We start from the raw sequence: 18,067 nt of genomic DNA, 5'->3' as shown, positions 1-18,067 counted from the left end.
ATGTCAGGATCATAAGGCTCGTATCTGAAAATCCTGTCCGTTTCTATATGTTCAGGATATGCCGTATGGGATACTCTCTGCCAGACACAACCGTCCCGAGGATGTCAAGTAAAAACCACAAAGTTTTTACTATTTTTTTTGCGTTTTTTTCCCATAAAACCGTTGTTTTCATACAGAGGACGTTTCATTAAGGTTACAAAAATACAGGGGTGGACGTTATATAAATGCTATAGACTTTCATATAGTGGATGTTGTATAAAGACTACAAAATCTATTATTTCAATTCTTTCCAACACATCTCTATCCTTCCATCATCATGCATATAAATGGCTTTTACATATTTTTGAAGCACTTCCGGTGTCAACTTTTCAAATCCCATAAATTCAATCATCTGATCAACCGGTATGTTTTTCTTCAACAATATTTCTTTCTCATCACCGATTAGATTTTCAACTTCTTGAATACGTTTCTGTAAATTTAGTTTCTCTTTTTCCAGTTGAGTTTTGGTTGAAGCGAACTGATCTCGAGTAATTTCCCCATTTCGATATTCTTCATACCACTGAAGGTTCTGAGTTTTTATTTGCTCCAATCGCTTTTCACATTCCGCTTTTTCTTTACTATATAAAGAAATGGATTTGTGTTATACTTTATTCAAGAATGCTGATAAGCTATGGGAGGGAAGCGACTATGCAAAATCCAGTTCCTGACGAAAGATATTCTGTGGCAGATGAAGCCATCCTGGGCGCTTTTTTTAAACTAATAAAGAAAAAAACTCCTGACCAGATCACTGTATCCGATATCACAAAAACAGCTGGTATCGCGAGAAGCACTTTTTATAATCATTATCAGGACATCCCCTCTCTTGTATCTGCTGTTGAAGAAAAGACGATCCATGATGTTTTCTCCATAATGGAAAAATTTCATCCTGAAAATGACCGCGATATCTGTCAGTCCTATTTTTTGACGATCTGCCGCTATACAATGGAAAATCCTTTTCTTTCCAGTCTTCTGAGTACACCTCACGGGAATGATCTATTCGAAAAAATGCTGACTATGCTTCATCACTATGTCACCGCTACTACCTCCAGTGCCAGACCCGGCAGACATACAAAAGAGGAAATATCTTACGTGATCACCTGTGCGATCGGCAGTACGATCGGTGTCCTTCACAAATGGACAAGGGATAATTTTGATCTTGCACCAGAAGTAATTGCAGGAATTCTGACTCAGATTTTCCTGTCTGGCATGCTGCCTCTTTTATCCTGAGTGTCCTGCATATAAACAGCATAACAAAACCCGTCTGAGCAATTCACTCAAACGGGTTTTTATTATGCCTGTGGCTCATCGATCAGGACATCCTGTCTCCTGATTTTCTTTATCGTGCTGCGTATAAACGGATTTTTCCGGATCACCAGACCTGTAATACGACGGTAGGTCGGCTGATTTTTATTGTATTCATCCAGAAATTCCTGAAGCTGTGAACGAATCATCTCCGTATCCAGTGCCTTTGCCTCCACAACTGCCTGTTCCGGATAAATTCGGGCTGTAAGACCATTGTCCTCACCTGTTACAATAACTTCACCCACAAGCGGATTCAGTGCAAGCTTGTTCTCGATTTCTTCCGGAGATACATTTTCTCCATTGGATAGAATGATCAGATTTTTCACCCGGCCATTAATAAAGAGATATCCATCTTCATCCATATAACCCTTGTCGCCAGTATGCAGCCAGCCATCTTTCAGTGTTTCAGCTGTCTCGTCCGGCATCTGATAATACCCTTTCATAACACTTGTGCCTTTTACCAGAATCTCACCATTTTCAAATCTTATCTCCACATTCTCAAGTGGTCTTCCAATAGAACCCGGCTTATGATTTTCCGGCGTATTATTACTGATAACAGGAGAACATTCCGACATGCCATATCCTTCCAGAATCTGAACACCATACTCTGCAAAACGATCAATATAGTACGGATCCAGATGTGCGCCACCGGTAAAAATCGTCTGCAGTTTTCCACCGAAAACTTTTTCTGCAAGAACTGCCTTCGGGATTTGTGGATCAGCTGCTGCCAGTCTCTTATAAATTGTTTCAATCATCATCGGAACCATGAGCATGATATCGGGTTTAAAAATGCTCATATTTCTGACCATATGAAGCAGAGAGTCATTAATACAGATAGTTGCTCCCTGAGAAAAACCTTTCAGCCAGTCCATGACAAGACAGAATGCATGATGGATTGGAAGTACACTGAGCATGGCAGTTCCGGGTTCTGCTGAAATCTTAACTGCCTCAACATTAGATGCCAGATTATTCTGTGTCAGCATAACCCCTTTGCTCTTTCCTGTCGTTCCGGACGTAAAGATAATCGTCGCAATATCTTCTGCTGACGGGCAGGAAGCATCTGCTGATGCGTTAATTCCTGTGTTTCTCAGCTCATTGATACTGTACACGCCTGAAGGTACATCCTCCACCTCTTCCTGAAGCATCCATACTTTCTGGAGTTTCGGACAGTTTGCAAGGAACGCTTCCAGATAAGGTCTGTGTTTCGGACTTAAGAAGAGTGCTTCAGAATCGGATCGGTTTATCAGATCGATCAGTTCTTCACATGGGAGTGCTGCGTCCAGCGGCACCGCTGTAATACATCCTGTAATAATTCCCAGATAACTTTCGATCCATTCTACAGAACTGGTTCCGATCAATGCAATATGCTTTCCTGCAAAGTCTTCTGCAAGAAGTCCTTTTCTGGTGGAAATCACGTTTCTCAATATTTCGCTGTAACTTCTCTCCAGAACTTCTTTCCTGTTAAGCCATTTTACTGCTTTGACTTCGCCAAATTTCTGTACACTTTCTTCTAATATATCCCTGATCAGCATGTTTTTCTCCTCCTTCACTTTTCTGCGGACAACAGCTTCATTCTTACTGAAGCTCCTCCAGAAGCTTAAGCGCCTCTTCAAGAGTTGTAATTTGGGTCACTTCGGTTTCCTCAAGTTCAATGTCAAAGGTATCCTCAAGCTCTCCCAGAAAAGACATGAAATCCAGAGAAGTGAATCCCAGATCCTCACGGAATCTCATTTTCCCCGTCATCTCCTCCGGTTTCACTTTGCTGTACTGCGCTACAATATTTTTAAATTCCATTTCCTGATTCATTCCATTTCCTCCTCGTATTTTTGATTTCTATACCTGTTCCATAATCTCTCCGATGCTCATATCCGGCTCTGCGATCCCCTTAAAAAGAATACGCATCATATAATAATAAAGCAGTTCCATGTCATGCTCTTCCAGATGAGCAGTCTGATAATGATAGGAGAAGTTCATGCCGCCATCCTCAGTATGAGATACGGTCAGATACATTTTTTTGGTTGCGGCACCATTTGCAAACCATTTGGCATGCTGACGAACAGTCTCAAGCATTTCATTCTCCACCTTCACCGGCATTGGCTGATAGGTCAGATAGCAGCTTTCATAGCTGGTATGCTCCGGTGTATGGTATCTCTTTCTCATCTCATCCACGATAAGTGCCGGATCGTAATTGCTGTGCATATAAATTCGATTCTGCATATTCTGGATTTCATAAGCTGCCGAAAGAAAATCTGTCTCCGGTGAGATCACTGTTCTGCACGGAAACATAATGGTTCTGCTTCCCCCTGAAGTCCATTCGTCATGGGTAGAACGTCTGGATATAAAATTCTGGATCGTAATATCTTCCTGTCCGTTATTTACTTTTGACAGATAAGTACGAATACCAAGCAGAAGCAGATTCGTCATGGAAAGTTGATGATTCATACAGAAATCCATCAGGTTCTGTGTCGCATACGGTTCCAGATGATAATCCTTTACTGCAACAAACAGCTCGTTCATTTCAATATCAGAAGCACGAAGCTTTGGATCTCCATGACGTTTTCTTGCTCCCTCCAGTACAGACGGTCCCTGTATATCAGAATATAACGGCTCACCCAGTGCATCCAGCTGGTCATCCCAGAATTTTTTGTCTTTTGCAAAACGCTTTTCATTGCCCGCTTTTGCAAGATCTTTTTTCAGGACCGTCTCAAAATCAACCAGTTCCTGTGGGCAGGCTGTTCCATATCTGTAATGCGTATATAATTGGAACAGGTCTTCAATCATAACTACAAGCCCACAGGAATCGATCAGTCTGTGATCCATATGTAAAAAGAAACCATTGTATCCTTCCGGAAGCTTCAACATAATAAATTCACACATCGGGATATTATCTCCGTCAAATGTTTCATAAGCCCACTGCTGCATCAGCTCATCTGCCTTTGCCAGACTTTCCATTCCCGACAGATCCCTCAGCTCAATATCTCGCGAATCCTGCTTCTCTATATACTGTTTTACATTTCCATCTTTATCCGGCTTTGTAAAACGGACTCTGGTACAGCCTGAACGCTCTGTTTCCATCTGAATACATTTTTTTAATAATCCAAAATCCAGTTCTGCCTGTACAGAAGCCACAACACTTACACCGGATACCTGCTGTGTACCATAATCCATGATCCAGTTATGATGCATCTTCTGAGCTGCCGTCAAAGGATAATAATTTCTCATATAATAGATAACCTCCATTGTCCCGTTTTTCTTCTTTATCCGAGACAGAAAACATTGTATATATGCTTCAGGTGAAAAAATATCATATCTTCTCAGGAAATACCAGTACCCCCAGGACTTAATGAACACTTTACAAAAAAATGACCGGGACTTATCATACATTTAACATAACAGTTCAAAGGTGTATTTCTGCTATGTACTATGTCTGATAAATCCCGGTCAGGATTTTTTATGTCCGTTTAATCGTATTTCTCAAAGAATTCCATCATCTTGCGCTGATACAGTTCCGGATCCACATAGGCACTGCACAGATGCCGTGCTCCCGGTATGATCACCAGTTCCTTCTCTGCCCTGCAGAGCATATAATTCTGAAAAGAGTTATTCGGATACACATAGGTGTCCTTTTCTCCATGGAAAAAGAGAACCGGTCTTGTATTTTTTTTCATAGCTTCGGCAGTATCTGCATCTTTCATATGAAATCCTGCCAGAAGAGAACAGAACCAGTCCAGTTCCATCAGAAGCAGTGGAATATGATGCAAATGGAACCAGTTAGCTGCCATATCACGCATCTGTCCTTCCATAGACTGAAAACCACAGTCCGCGATCAGGCCTTTTACCTCCGCCGGGAGTGTATGTCCTGCTGCCATCAGTACAGCAGCCGCCCCCATGGACTGTCCATACAGATAAATTGGAAGCTTCTCTTTGTTTCGTTCAGATACATAGACTGCCCATTGCTGCACATCCCATTGTTCTTTTGCTCCAAAGGTAATATATTTTCCCTCGCTGTCGCCGCAGCAGCGATGTTCTATAAACAGGACATCACACTGATGTTCATGCAGATATTTTGCCATGAATGACAATGTGCCAAAACGGCTGCCACGATATCCATGGCTTAATATGACAATCCGTTTTGCATATTCTGTCGGCAGGTATAATGCATGCAGTTTTAATCCGTCAATGCTTTTGATATAACAGTTCTGCATCTTCTGTTCAAGGCACCAGGCCTTACTCTCATTATATTCTCTTGCATAACCATTCCTGGGATGATTCTCCCTGATATGAGACAGTTCAAACCATTTCTTTCTTTCCTTTTTGTGCTCTCCTCTTTTGCAGCAGACCACCATATTAAAAAAACGCCATCCCACCTCCAGTGATCCCAGAAAGACAGCCAGCAGTATTGCAAATGGCTTAATTAATTTTTTCTTCATCACGATTTCCCCGCAGTCCACATTTTAGAATAAGAATCCTGGCATTTTTCTTGTTCCCCTTTCCCATTCTGTTACAATTCTGTAGGGAATTTCAAAGTACTCACAAAATTCTTTTCTGTTCATTCCTGTGCTTTCGCGTAATTCTTTTATTTCCATATTTATTCTGCCTCTACATACACACATGGTGTATATATCATAGCATATTTTTCTATAAATACAATATTTTAATCTGGCAGACTACTTTCCAAACAGAGTCGTCCCGAGGATGTCAAGTCATTGCTACAAAAAATATGCGGCTTTTTTGCCACGAAAATGGCTTAAAACCGCATATCTCTGTATAGAGGACGTTATATAATTGTCACAAAGTTGGTGGGGAGGATGTTACGTCATTGCTAGAATTATTCCTAATTCTGAAAAGGTATTTGTACCGGTGATTTAGGCGAACAAATTACTTGCCCATTATTACTATATCTATCGGACTTTGTTACCTTAACATAATGAATAAGCTCCAGTATTTTTCTTTTATTGTCTCCACTTTGTATAAGCTGCTGCCATAATGCTCTTTCTTTTGTTTCTATACCTTTAGGTATTTTTTGTCGTCCAGGAGAAACAATAAAAGCATGCTTTTCAATATTATTCGCAACTATCACTTTTAAGTCATCATCTTTTTTCAAGAACTTAATTGTGTCAATAATTTGGTCATACGGATTATAGCCCTCTTTAACAGATATATTTGCACCTTTAAGTTCTATAAAACATGTTTGCAATACCTTTTGACAATATATTAAAAAATCACACTTTTGTTGATCTTGTATATTAGGTATCAATTTTCCATCTGGCTCTGTCAAATATACTTCTTCATCACAAACCTCTATTGGCATAATTGAATTTTTATCAGACTTTGAATCTTTTAGCGTTCTTTTTTCTCCATTTTTTAAGCACTCAAAATTATCCGTATATTTTCCTAATGCTAATTTATTTGGCTCCTTTTTCTTATTTTCCTTGTATTTATTTTTTTTCGCCATTTGCTTCTCCTTACAGCACATCATTTTCTGACATTAGCAAATAATATAATTCCATATATTTTTCATTTACGCTGTCAGAAATTTCATCAATCATTTCCGTATTTAATTCTTGAAGTTCCTCATTAATTAAGTTTAAAATACTTTTATCTTTATTGATTTTTAATGCTGTAACTTTTTGTGGATCAATCTCGCAATTACTATCAATTATGTCATATACTTTTTTTGAATACGTAGAATTCTTCTCAATCACCTTCCCAGCACAATACAACGTGTTGACCGATGTTAAAATATACGGACTGTGTGTTGTAATCAAGATTGAGCTATTGTTAATATTCGCAAAATATGAAATAAATTCCACTACCTTACTTTGTAAGCTTGGATACAAATGTGCTTCTGGTTCTTCAATAATTACAAATGCTTTTTCCTTTTTTAACATTAAAATATACAGTTGATTAAGTAACCATAAAACCTCTTGCTGACCAGATGATGCGAAATTAATTGGTATTTTTTCACTATGTTCCCCTTCATCCTCAACAACAATATATTCTTTTCCTGCATTATAAAGATAATCGCCTTTCAAATCTGAAATTAACATTTCCGCTGTTTTAGTTACATCAAATCTTCGTTCGCCGTCAGGATAGCGTTTATGAACATTTCTAATTCCATCCTCAAAAACTCTATGAATATTATCAATAACCTGCATAAATTGCCTTGTTATCAAATCCAAATTATCATTTTCTAATAACGATCTATTGTTGACTAATAAAGTCAGCATACTACGTCCAGCAGGGATATAGTAGGTTTCTTTATAATCATCAAAAATCTTATTTACACTGTTTTTAAAATTATCATAATTGCGAAGTCTTTCCTTACTTGCATATGCCAAACTAATAATTGTGGTTTCTGGCTTTTGCTCGAAAAGTTCTAATGCTTCTTTTTCTAAGTCTTTTAGCGTTTGTGTTAATTTAGGCGAATAACGAACACTTATATATTTTCGTTTTCCGTTTTTATTCAATTTTACATCAATCCATATCCCCGATGCATATTCATATTTTAAATATAATCGTTTATCTAAATCCCAACTATATCCAAATAAAGAAATGAAAATTGATTTTAACTCTTTCTTTAACACTTTATTAAACCCATCACTAACATCATTGCCATTGTATAATGCTGTATCGTACACTTGACACAAATAGTCCGTCAAAGTAGATTTTATGATTCTAAAAAAATATATAGCTTTTGCCACAGTACTTTTTCCTGTAGCTTGTTCACCTATAAGTAAATTAAAATCTTTTATATCCATTTCCAGTTCTTGTACTGGTCCCAAATATTTAATTTCTATTTTTTGCATATTCCACCTATACCTTCTACATATACTCTTTCAACAAACCTAATCATTTCCTTCATTATAATAAATACTACTACTACTTTGCAATATCTTTACTAAATTTCCACTCCACCTCCACTCTCCCGTCATCATACACATATATTCCCTGCACATATTCTTCCAGCATTTCTCGTGTCAACTTCTCATAGCCTAAATACTTCAACATCTGCTCCACCGGAACATTTTTTTTCATCAGAATTTCTTTCTCTCCGTTTATCAGTTCATCCAGTTCCTGTACACGTTTCTGCAGTCGTTCTCTTTCTTCTTCCAACTGCTTCTTTGCTTCCATGAACTGTTTCTGATTCATCTGTCCCTCATGATACTTCTCATAGTTCTGGCGGTTCTGAATCTTTATCTGCTCCTGACGTTTTTCACAGTCTGCACTTTCCGTCTTATAGGCTTCTATACTGTCCTCATGCTGTTTTCTCATAGATTGCTGCATCTGTTCCTGGCTGATATTCTGGCGTAAATATGCCTTTATTTCTGCCAGTACGATATGCTCTAGCATTTTGTTATCCGCTTTCCCGGCAAAACACCCTGTATCTTCTTTTCCTTTACTGTAAGCACAGCTATAAAGAATATGACCATGAACCGGACTGCTTGAAGTCAGACTTCTATGACAATTTCCACACTTCACATAGCCACCTAATAGTGTTATCTCCCTGTCAAATTTGCTTTTTTTAGTGTATCTGATCTGCAGGGACTGTGCTTTCTCAAAGATGTCTTTTGATACAATCGGCTCATGGTGATTTTCCATCACTTTCCACTGATTTCTTGGCACTGATACTTCTTTCCCTGTCCCTGGTTCTGGAATCTTTGTCTTTCCATAGACCATACAGCCTATATAAGTCTTATCATCCACAATCTTCCGTATCATATCACTCGTCCACTGCAATCCTCTTGATGTAGCTTTCTTGCTGTCTGATTTCTGTCGTCTGCTCATAGACTGCAAGGGAGTCAATACCCCCTCTTCATTGAATAACTTACAAATCTCCATCTTGGAATATCGCTGATTGGTCAGTTCAAATACTCTGCGAATCACTTCCGCTTCGTCCTCTACAATCACCAGTTCTTTCTTATTTTCTGGATTGATTCGATACCCATAAGGTGCAGAACCACAACAATACTCACCTTTTCCCCGTCTGGTGCTGACTGCTGCCTTTACCTTTACAGACTGATCTTTCACATAGAAGTCTGCGATCAATCCTTTAAACTGTACTTCGATGTCTGAACTCTTTCCTTTATAATCTTTAGAATCATATCGGTCTGAAATAGAAATGAATCGTACTCCCAGAAATGGAAAAATCTGCTCCAGATAAGTTCCCATCTCAATATAGTTTCTGGCAAAACGTGAAAAATCTTTTACCACAATGCACTGCACTTTGTTCTCTCTGGCAAGCTCCAAAACCTGCTTAATTGCTGGACGCTCCATACTAGAACCAGAATATCCATCGTCGTAGAACTCCTGAAATGGCATAGAATCCAGTTCCGGAATATTGGAAATATAATCTTTTACCAGTTTTCTCTGATTAATAATGCTGTTACTTTCTCCCTCTGAGTCATCTTCCATGGAAAGACGGTAATATCCAATAATCAGTTTCTGATCACTCATGTTCTACCGCCCCCTTAAACCCGAAATTAATTTCCAGTCTGCCATCACCATACAGATACATACTTTCAACCAAGCCCTCTGCAAGTTCCGCATTGATTCTGGTTGTCCCATCCAATTCCAGCAGACTTCGTAAAAATCTGGCTTCTTCTTTCTGCTGTTTTTCCAGCTTTCGTATGGTTTGCTCTAAAAACTTCTTTCTCTCTTCGCAGAACTCTTTCCAGCTATTACGGTCATCTTTCATTTCTATATAGGCTTCTTTGGAAAGTTCCCCCTCTTTATATTGCATAAATGCCTGTGCCAGTTTTTCTGAACGTTTTTCCATATCTACATCCAATTTTCTGATTTCTGTTTGAACTTCTTTGATTTTGGAAAGAAATACCGCACTGCTTATAGCAGACATATCCTTTTTCCGTAAGCCAGATAACTGAAACTGTCTGGTCAGCTCCGAGCGGACAATTTTCTGCAATTTTTCTTCAGAGATAGATTTATGACTACATTTCCTTTCATCCCGATACTGAGCAGCGTTGCAAAAATAATACACATTGCCTCTGTATCTGCGTGTACACATTTTCCGCTTGCAGTCTCCACAATAGAATACATTATAAAATGCTCTTTCATCCTCTTCCCATCCTGCCGTAGTTTTTGTTGTTTTCTGTTGTGCTGCTTTTAACCTGACTTGTGCTTTGTCAAACAGTTCTCGGCTGATAATCGGCTCATGGGCATTTGGCGTAATAATCCACTGGCTTTCATCCAGTATATCACACCATTTTTCACCTCTTTGAAATCTGGATTCATATTTTCTCTGAACCAGATCTCCATAATAATTATTCCGGTTCAGCACTGCACGTATCGAAGAATTTCCCCACTGATGAAGGTTCTCTCCGTCCTGACAGTACACATGATGATATTGGTTATAATCTGAAATCCGATGTACCCTATCCTCAAACAGCCTGTCAATAATGCTCTGTATACCATCTCCCGAAGCATATTCTTCAAAAATCCTGCGGACAATCTTTGCAGCTTCCGCTTCCACCATCAACTTATAAATTCCATTTATCTTTTCCACACAATATCCATATGGAGCTGTAGATCCCACATACTCACCATTTTTCTGTGCAATACGTTTCGCTGCCCGTTCTTTTGCAGAAATGTCTTTCGCATAAGCATCATTCACCAGATTCTTGATATTCATGGATAATTCCTGATTCTTGGCATCAGGTGCATAGGAGTCATAGTTGTCACATACAGAAACAAACCGCACTTTCATAAAAGGGAGGATCTTTTCCAAATAATTTCCGGTTTCGATATAATTTCTTCCAAATCGTGAGAAATCCTTTACCAGAATACCATTTATTTTACCTGCCCTGACATCATTCATCATCCGTTCAAATCCCGGTCTGTCAAAATTTGTTCCGGTTTTTCCCAAATCAGAATAAATATCATATACAGCAATCTCATACTCTCTGTCTGGATTTTCATTGTGCTTCTGAATGAATTCTTTTATCAGCGTAACCTGTGTTTCAATAGATTCTGACTTTTTTTCATCACTATCTACGGATAATCTGGCATAAACTGCAGCCATACATACCGGAATACCAGAAACTTTCTTCTCTGTGTTTTTCTTATATCTTTTTGCTGTCCTTGCCATTTATCTCGCCTCTTTCCTGCACTCTGTCCGGTGTTCCGCATAAAACCGTCTTATGACTTTCATTTTCTCAATCATATCCTGATAACGGATGTGAATTTTAATTTGCTTATTTTCATAAATATAAATTTTATCTACGGTCAGTGCCAGCAATGTGCGATCCAGTTCTTTGATTTCCAGTGATTTCTTCCAGTCCTCCAATTGAACAATTGCAGACACTCCATCCTCAAACATTTGCTTTACCAGTTTTTTCTGGTTTTCAATCATCTGCTCCAGTTCTTCACATTTTCTTCCGTAACTTTCCCGAAAATCATCGAACTCCTCTTTGCTGATCAATCCCTCTTTCAAGTCATCACCCAAAGATACTTTCAGGCTGTAATAGCGGTTATATTCTTCCTTCAATTTGCTAATCTGTGTATCATAACCAATTACCTGATCGTAACTGACTTGCATCTCACAAAGTTCTTCCATAATCATCTGATAGTCTATAAAAAGTGCCGTATATGCCTGAATCTCTTTCAATACAATTCTTTTCAGCACCTCTTCCGGAATACTATGTCTAGTGCAATCTCCACCTTTATTTTTTGTCTGGCAAATATAAAAGGCTTTTTTCTTCCCCTTATATTGATTTACCCTGCGTATCATCGGTGTATGGCAATCTCCACAAAATACAAAACCCGAAAAAAGGTTTGCACTGTCCGATGTTTTCGATGCTCTGCCATCATACTGAAGTAACTTTTGCACCACATCAAAATCATTCTGCCGGATAATCGCCGAATGCGTATTTTCTACTTTCACCCACTCTGATTCTGGCCTATCCAGACGTTGCTTTACCTTATAGCTGATTCGTTCCTGCTTACCCTGTACCATGTTTCCAATGTAGACCTCGTTGGTCAGAATCCTTTTTATCTGCACTGCTGACCATTTCGGTGTGTCTGAACTATGGAATCCGGAATTGTAATTTTCACCATTGGCCTTTTTATATTCTTTTGGTGACTGCACATGACGTACATTCAATTTTTCTGCGATTGCTCCAAGACTGAACCCATCAATTTTCCATGAAAATATTTTTCTTACAATATCCGCTGCATAAGAATCAATCACCAGACAGTTCTTATTCTCCGGAGCTTTGCAGTAACCATACGGGGCAAACGCTCCAATGAATTCACCTTTTTCACGTTTGATTTTCTGATGGCTCCGTACTTTACCAGAAATGTCCCGGCAATAACTTTCATTTACAAAATTTTTAATTGGAACTACAAATGACTTCTCTGAAAAATCTGCTGTTTTACTGTCGAACTGGTCTGTAACTGAAATAAAACGCACATTTAAAGCCGGGTAGGTCTTTTCGATCCATCGCCCGGCTTCTATATACTCTCTTCCGAATCTGGATAAGTCTTTTACAATCACACAGTTTACTTTTCCAGCTTCTATATCAGTTGTCATTCGTTTAAACTCAGGTCGGTCAAAATTTCCTCCTGAGTATCCGTCATCCACATATATATCAAAGATCTGAATATCCGGCTGGCTTTTTACAAAGCTCCGAAGTAACTCTCTCTGATTTGCAATGCTGTTGCTCTCTGACTTCGCACCGCCCTCTTCCATATCATCTTTCGATAACCGAAGATACAATGCAGCATCGTACATATCTGTCATATTCATTTGCATCTGTTCCATTTTACATCGCTCCCAACTTACTTATTCCATTGAATTTGAAGTCAGAAACCATGTATCACGTTCATTTTCCCTGACTTCACATTAACATAACATCTGTAGCTTCGCAAGATATTTTTTCAAGACTTGCATCTAATACATCAACTCCGTTCTTTTTCTTAGATAATCACTGATCGCATCTGTAGCATCCATTTCTCCTGTCATTTCCACGACTACCACATACCCTTCATTCATGTGAGCATACGGCTGATCGCCAGATTTATCCAGAAAAGTTTCCACTTTTTCAAAAATAGCTTTATCCATATCAGGAATTAAATCTTCAATGTCCTTTAACTGCTCCAGATTAACACTGGAATCTATTACTGACTGATTCACCATGATGCTCACCTCTTTTCCAACATATTCTTTGTATAAGTCGTCCTATACCTACAATTTTCTCAATCACATCACCTTACCTTTCGCATTTTGTTCTCAAATTTTATCTATTACTATGGCATTGCATATTCTGTTCGGCGTGTTGGCTTCCATTCGTATAATCTGTTGTCAGCGTTACGTCCAACCTCTATCAGAATATTTCTGAATGCTGGCAGCTTCTTCGCAAACTTACCAGCCGTTTCCGGAGTATCTTCGACGCTCGCCAGTAAAATCATTTACAGGGTTATGGCATCTGTGGAATCAGATTATACAGCTCATGCAGTTTTCAAGGTACAAAAGAGAGTTTTTTGAATATCCTTTCACTTATTACATCCTAGAAACACAAAAATGTTGTTCTCTTCAAAAAAATCCTCTCACTAATAAAGCCTGACAGAATGATTTTACCAACCTAATTTTGCAATAATTTGCAAAATGTATTTATCCTCATCCGTACATTCGCTTTCATGCGAACCTTTATTGTACCGCTATTTTAATTCGCTTTCATGCGAATGTCAAGCGTTTTGTTCGCTTCAATGCGAATCTTTCTGTTTACATTCCTTGTTTTTGGTAGTAAAATGGATTTATCAAAAAGAAAGTTGGAAATTTGGTATGACAATCGGTGATAAAATAAAAAAAATCCGGACATTCCGGAATATGACACAGGCAGAACTTGGAGCTGCCCTCGGCTGGGGCGATAAAGGTGCAAACCGCCTTGCCCAATACGAAACGAATTACAGGGTTCCCCGTAAAGATCTGGTAACTGAAATGGCTAAGATTCTGGACGTAAATCCACTGGCACTGCATGAACCTACTACTATGGATGCTTCTGAACTTATGGAAATCCTGTTCTGGATTGATGAATTTAATCCGGCAGCTATCAATCTCTTTCAGTTAGAAACTTATCCCGGAGAGAAATGCAATTCCAGCGAAGATACCGCAGTCCGTTACCATAACTCTGACAACTGGCCTGCTCATCCACCTGTTGGTATGTGGTTCAATTATGGAGTTCTCAATGATTTTATGAAAGAATGGGTTCTCAGAAAAGAAGAACTGAAATCCGGTGAGATTACCAGAGATGAGTATTTTGAGTGGAAAATCAACTGGCCGCAGACCTGTGATGGGTGTGGAAAATTTGAGCCGAAAAGGCAGTGGCGATCTGTTAATGCTGAACTTAGTGAAACTTAGCAAAACTTAAATTTATTATGTTTTTTCTCGTTAGTCAAAGAGAAGGCACTGTAAAACCAATAATTCAGGGGTTTTCAGTGCCTTTTTCATGTTTTTTCTATTAAATTTTCCTCAGACACCTATATAAGTGAAACTTAGCGAAACTTAAATTATGCCCAATATGGAATATACTTTTTATACCTTGGTGCAGTATCCGGATCCATTACTTTAATATAGCCTCCGTCAACAGCACTGGTAAGAAGTCGAGATGCTTTCGCTTTCTCTTTTTCTCCTAATCCAAATATTTTTCGAATATCTGAGTTAGAAATCCCCTCAAAATTGACATATGCCAGACATGCCTGCATATAACAAGTACGCATCCGATCTTCTTTCGTGGTTAATTCAAACGGTACTTTCGCAAACAATATTGCTTTTGTAAATTGATTGTTTTGATTTTCAATCCTCGGTGCAAGTAATTCATTTTTGCCGGTTGCTTCAACAATCTTATCATATCCACTGCCACGTTCCTCACAGATACCACATTTATGCATAAATCCGGCAATATTTTCATTTCTGGACACCGGCACCGAATCTACAATTCTTTCAATTGCTACCAGGGGTGCACCAGCATTTGAAAATTCAATTCGATTTTTAAACACTTCTACCATCGGATTTGTACCTCTTTGCTGCAGATCCTGATGTATCATAGCATTTGCCAACAACTCACGGATAGCAATTTCCGGGAAACTGACAACAGATTTCCTTGTTGCTTCTACAATAACCTCTTCCTGCGGAATAATTGTCATAATATACTGCACGATTTCTTCATGCGAAAATGCATAGCCCGCACAGAACTCTTTTTCTCTGATAGCATCCAGTCTGGAATTCTCCTTATACCATATCACCCTCACAGTTCTTCTATGCAAAGATTCAAATTTCTTCAAATCCTTTGCGATCATCAATGCTCCCATATTTGTGATATCCCATGTACCAGCATCATTTCTCTTTATGAACTTTTCATGCTGTAAATCTTCCAATACTTTATCCCGATTTCTCGGAATTGGCATTTCCAGTTTATCATAATACTTTGAGTAATCCAATAATAACACCATTTCATCTTCATCTAAATTTCCCATCGCAATTCGAAGTTCATATGGTGTAGAATCGAATGTTCTCCATAATTCTCTTTCTTTGTCAGGATACTCTTTTAAATTCTTTTTGTTCGTTCCAATTCTTATAAATTCCCCACCAGCGAACTGTACCGGCTGTTTTTCTGCACAAGGAATCTCCATCAGCACAACCATTCCTTCATCCATCGGGACCTCAAAAAATCGGAAATTAATTCTTGGTGAAAGCATTCTGGAAAGCCATGCTTCCAATTCCTCATTTCCCTTTTTCATTTTACGATACTGAAATTCAGTTCCAACAATTTTATGTGTTGTGTCATCCACGCCCCAAACTAAATATGCTTTCGGTCGTTCGCACAACGCAGCTGAATTACTGAGAGCAGAAATATATTCGCCAATCATCTGCGGTTGCTTGTTATTACATTTAAATTCTACCCACTCCGTCTCGTCCGGAAGCTTTGCAAGCTCTCGCACAAGACTTTGCAGATATTCTACTGATCGTATTGCCATAAAATCACCCTCTAACTTTGCAATTAAACATCATTTTGAAAGAACATCTCGAAAATTATCATGAACAATCTTAATAATGTCTGGTTCATTATAATACCGTGCAACTAACTCATATATTTTTATCAAATTATTAAATGTGTACTTTTTCCCATCAATCTTTGTGAACGGTCCATCACTTTCAATCAGTATTCTTGTTTTTGGTATCAAATACAATTTTTCTTTGCTTTTTTCATTTGTTACCATATTAGAATTGAGCGAAAAATAGCAGCCTATATCCAGTAATTGTTGCAATTGCTCTCTGCTCCCATTAAACCAATGAATAATACACCTACGAGGACGATACTCTTTTAAAATAGATATTGCTTCTTTTTCCGCTCTTCTAAGATGCACAGACATCAATTTATTCTTTTCTGCACACACTTTTGCAATTTTCTCAAAATATATACATTGTTTATTACACGAAATATAACTTTTTTTTGAGAAATCAAGTCCAACTTCTCCTACATAATTGGTTTCATTGATTAATTGTATAAAACTATAAAAATCTGTATCATTTAATGATGTCTCCTGTGGATGGAAACCAAGTGCAAATTTCAAGTATTTTGTTTCTGGATACATGCGTTTGCAAGACATATAGACTCCAGGTGAGTTCGTCATACACAATGTATATTGTTTTTTTTCATTAATTCCAGCATATATTTCCTGATGATCCTTGTAATGATCCAAATGGAAGTGTGTATCAATAAGATGTTGAATCATACCCCAAGATACTCCTTCATCCTCTGATCTCCAGAAAATAATTGTACCAAATCATCTATACTTTTCTTATATAAAACTAAAAATTTTCCAACTTCCTCTTCTGTTAATTCTCCGACACACCTAATATCTCTTTTTAATTCTTTATCTGAAGAATGTTTGCAACGATAAATACTTCCAAGTACTGCTCTTAAATCAGCACTTTTTTCACTTTCTTCATATGCCATAAGGAACTCATAAGCTTCTCCCTTATAGGAATATTTTTTTATCTCGTCTATATCCAAAAGTGAACTCTTACGAATCAAACAGGGATAACAATATCCACAATTTATAGGATATTCTTTTGAACCATTTTTATTGTACCGTGCTAAACAAGGATGTGAACATGAAATCGTATCTGCATAACAACTTTTAAATGCATTGGTATCTTTAACCTGCTGTACAATCTCTCTTTTAGTATTATAAGCAAAAAAATTTATAATAGTATTTTGTATTCCTACTTGCTTTAAGACGTCGTTAAATTGTCGCAAAAAGTACGGATGAGTGGTACGTGTACTACATGTTCCTTTTCTTCCTCCCGTCAACGGAATATTAAGTCCTATAAATCCATTTTCAGGAATATATACCGGAACATTTCTTCCTAAAATACCAGCTATACTAAGTGCTGCACATAAAAATAATAGTGATCTTCCTCGAGAGGTATTTTCGCTTCCCTTTAAACCGCCTTCTTTTTCGCTAATAGGAGCCCTAGAATTCGCCGTAAAACTAATAAATTTAACAGATTGTTCTGGATAAAAGTTCTGAAAAGTACTTGTAAATAACCTCTGTCTTTTGGCAAGTTTAGGATATTCATTAGTAAGCGCTTAATTTTCAGGTATTACCAGAAAAATATCCGACTACTTTTCAGCAGTCGGAGTACCTTGACAATTCACATATAATTGATTATTCGTTGGAGTTTTCTACCAGTCGTTTGAGTTCT

At 38.0% G+C, this 18,067-nt stretch carries 17 protein-coding genes; 2 read left to right on the top strand and 15 right to left on the bottom strand.

The window, feature by feature from the left end; all coding sequences use genetic code 11:
* Positions 1–274 precede the first annotated feature (274 nt).
* The gene (locus KQI39_RS14635; RefSeq protein ID WP_216419223.1) at positions 275–589 is read right to left on the bottom strand and encodes a hypothetical protein; all 315 of its coding nucleotides are present in this window, start codon (positions 587–589) and stop codon (positions 275–277) included.
* A 98-nt stretch (positions 590–687) separates the two neighbouring features.
* Here KQI39_RS14635 and KQI39_RS14630 point away from each other — a divergent pair, with 98 nt between their 5' ends.
* A complete protein-coding gene (locus tag KQI39_RS14630; protein ID WP_118061857.1) occupies positions 688–1,266 on the top strand; it encodes a TetR/AcrR family transcriptional regulator in 579 nt (192 codons plus the stop codon).
* Between the two features lie 62 nt (positions 1,267–1,328).
* On the opposite strand, the gene KQI39_RS14625 is transcribed toward KQI39_RS14630, so the two are convergent.
* The 11 genes from KQI39_RS14625 to KQI39_RS14575 form a co-directional block, all read right to left on the bottom strand.
* Entirely contained in the window at positions 1,329–2,873 is a 1,545-nt protein-coding gene (locus KQI39_RS14625) for an AMP-dependent synthetase/ligase (protein WP_216419222.1), read from the bottom strand.
* A 43-nt stretch (positions 2,874–2,916) separates the two neighbouring features.
* Complete coding sequence (locus KQI39_RS14620) at positions 2,917–3,147, bottom strand: acyl carrier protein (protein WP_117688436.1); 231 nt, start codon at positions 3,145–3,147, stop codon at positions 2,917–2,919.
* A gap of 27 nt (positions 3,148–3,174) precedes the next feature.
* Positions 3,175–4,563: a condensation domain-containing protein gene (locus KQI39_RS14615; RefSeq protein ID WP_216419220.1), complete on the bottom strand. Its 1,389-nt coding sequence runs from the start codon at positions 4,561–4,563 to the stop codon at positions 3,175–3,177.
* 239 nt (positions 4,564–4,802) lie between these two features.
* On the bottom strand, positions 4,803–5,771 hold the full coding sequence (locus KQI39_RS14610) for an alpha/beta hydrolase (RefSeq protein WP_118061855.1): 969 nt from the start codon (positions 5,769–5,771) through the stop codon (positions 4,803–4,805).
* A 24-nt stretch (positions 5,772–5,795) separates the two neighbouring features.
* Positions 5,796–5,927 carry a helix-turn-helix domain-containing protein gene (locus tag KQI39_RS14605; protein ID WP_118071794.1) on the bottom strand — a complete coding sequence of 44 codons (132 nt, stop codon included), beginning with the start codon at positions 5,925–5,927 and terminating at the stop codon, positions 5,796–5,798.
* A 248-nt stretch (positions 5,928–6,175) separates the two neighbouring features.
* Complete coding sequence (locus KQI39_RS14600; protein WP_216419218.1) at positions 6,176–6,796, bottom strand: hypothetical protein; 621 nt, start codon at positions 6,794–6,796, stop codon at positions 6,176–6,178.
* 10 nt (positions 6,797–6,806) lie between these two features.
* Positions 6,807–8,150 carry an AAA family ATPase gene (locus tag KQI39_RS14595; protein WP_216419217.1) on the bottom strand — a complete coding sequence of 448 codons (1,344 nt, stop codon included), beginning with the start codon at positions 8,148–8,150 and terminating at the stop codon, positions 6,807–6,809.
* A 73-nt stretch (positions 8,151–8,223) separates the two neighbouring features.
* Positions 8,224–9,798 (bottom strand): recombinase family protein, encoded by a 1,575-nt coding sequence (locus tag KQI39_RS14590; protein WP_216419215.1) that lies wholly within the window; start codon positions 9,796–9,798, stop codon positions 8,224–8,226.
* The gene (locus KQI39_RS14585) at positions 9,791–11,446 is read right to left on the bottom strand and encodes a recombinase family protein (RefSeq protein WP_216419213.1); all 1,656 of its coding nucleotides are present in this window, start codon (positions 11,444–11,446) and stop codon (positions 9,791–9,793) included. The genes KQI39_RS14590 and KQI39_RS14585 overlap by 8 nt, the downstream gene beginning before the upstream one ends.
* A complete protein-coding gene (locus tag KQI39_RS14580; RefSeq protein ID WP_216419211.1) occupies positions 11,447–13,120 on the bottom strand; it encodes a recombinase family protein in 1,674 nt (557 codons plus the stop codon).
* 129 nt (positions 13,121–13,249) lie between these two features.
* Positions 13,250–13,495, bottom strand: a complete 246-nt coding sequence (locus KQI39_RS14575) for a hypothetical protein (protein ID WP_216419209.1) — start codon at positions 13,493–13,495, stop codon at positions 13,250–13,252.
* A 645-nt stretch (positions 13,496–14,140) separates the two neighbouring features.
* On the opposite strand from KQI39_RS14575, the gene KQI39_RS14570 reads away from it, so the two are divergent.
* Positions 14,141–14,716 (top strand): helix-turn-helix domain-containing protein, encoded by a 576-nt coding sequence (locus KQI39_RS14570; protein ID WP_118359279.1) that lies wholly within the window; start codon positions 14,141–14,143, stop codon positions 14,714–14,716.
* A gap of 149 nt (positions 14,717–14,865) precedes the next feature.
* Here KQI39_RS14570 and KQI39_RS14565 read toward each other — a convergent pair whose 3' ends face one another.
* The 3 genes from KQI39_RS14565 to KQI39_RS14555 are packed head-to-tail and all read right to left on the bottom strand — an operon-like array spanning position 14,866 to position 17,372.
* On the bottom strand, positions 14,866–16,332 hold the full coding sequence (locus KQI39_RS14565) for an RNA-binding domain-containing protein (RefSeq protein ID WP_173906617.1): 1,467 nt from the start codon (positions 16,330–16,332) through the stop codon (positions 14,866–14,868).
* Between the two features lie 30 nt (positions 16,333–16,362).
* Positions 16,363–17,091: a TatD family hydrolase gene (locus KQI39_RS14560; protein ID WP_216419208.1), complete on the bottom strand. Its 729-nt coding sequence runs from the start codon at positions 17,089–17,091 to the stop codon at positions 16,363–16,365.
* Positions 17,088–17,372: a hypothetical protein gene (locus KQI39_RS14555; RefSeq protein ID WP_216419207.1), complete on the bottom strand. Its 285-nt coding sequence runs from the start codon at positions 17,370–17,372 to the stop codon at positions 17,088–17,090. Before KQI39_RS14555 ends, KQI39_RS14560 begins: the two co-directional genes overlap by 4 nt.
* Between the last annotated feature and the right edge of the window lie 695 nt (positions 17,373–18,067).

This window comes from Blautia sp. MSJ-36, from assembly GCF_018917985.1.
Taxonomy (GTDB): Bacteria; Bacillota; Clostridia; order Lachnospirales; family Lachnospiraceae; genus Blautia_A.
Note: the sequence above shows the minus strand (reverse complement) of the source record. Positions and strands in the feature narration are given on the sequence as shown.

Coding starts and splice junctions, on each gene's coding strand:
- KQI39_RS14630 (WP_118061857.1), top strand. CDS start 688: ATGCAAAATCCAGTTCCTGACGAAAGATATTCTGTGGCAGATGAAGCC.
- KQI39_RS14625 (WP_216419222.1), bottom strand. CDS start 2,873: ATGCTGATCAGGGATATATTAGAAGAAAGTGTACAGAAATTTGGCGAA.
- KQI39_RS14620 (WP_117688436.1), bottom strand. CDS start 3,147: ATGAATCAGGAAATGGAATTTAAAAATATTGTAGCGCAGTACAGCAAA.
- KQI39_RS14615 (WP_216419220.1), bottom strand. CDS start 4,563: ATGAGAAATTATTATCCTTTGACGGCAGCTCAGAAGATGCATCATAAC.
- KQI39_RS14610 (WP_118061855.1), bottom strand. CDS start 5,771: ATGAAGAAAAAATTAATTAAGCCATTTGCAATACTGCTGGCTGTCTTT.
- KQI39_RS14605 (WP_118071794.1), bottom strand. CDS start 5,927: ATGGAAATAAAAGAATTACGCGAAAGCACAGGAATGAACAGAAAAGAA.
- KQI39_RS14600 (WP_216419218.1), bottom strand. CDS start 6,796: ATGGCGAAAAAAAATAAATACAAGGAAAATAAGAAAAAGGAGCCAAAT.
- KQI39_RS14595 (WP_216419217.1), bottom strand. CDS start 8,150: ATGCAAAAAATAGAAATTAAATATTTGGGACCAGTACAAGAACTGGAA.
- KQI39_RS14590 (WP_216419215.1), bottom strand. CDS start 9,798: ATGAGTGATCAGAAACTGATTATTGGATATTACCGTCTTTCCATGGAA.
- KQI39_RS14585 (WP_216419213.1), bottom strand. CDS start 11,446: ATGGCAAGGACAGCAAAAAGATATAAGAAAAACACAGAGAAGAAAGTT.
- KQI39_RS14580 (WP_216419211.1), bottom strand. CDS start 13,120: ATGGAACAGATGCAAATGAATATGACAGATATGTACGATGCTGCATTG.
- KQI39_RS14575 (WP_216419209.1), bottom strand. CDS start 13,495: ATGGTGAATCAGTCAGTAATAGATTCCAGTGTTAATCTGGAGCAGTTA.
- KQI39_RS14570 (WP_118359279.1), top strand. CDS start 14,141: ATGACAATCGGTGATAAAATAAAAAAAATCCGGACATTCCGGAATATG.
- KQI39_RS14565 (WP_173906617.1), bottom strand. CDS start 16,332: ATGGCAATACGATCAGTAGAATATCTGCAAAGTCTTGTGCGAGAGCTT.
- KQI39_RS14560 (WP_216419208.1), bottom strand. CDS start 17,091: ATGATTCAACATCTTATTGATACACACTTCCATTTGGATCATTACAAG.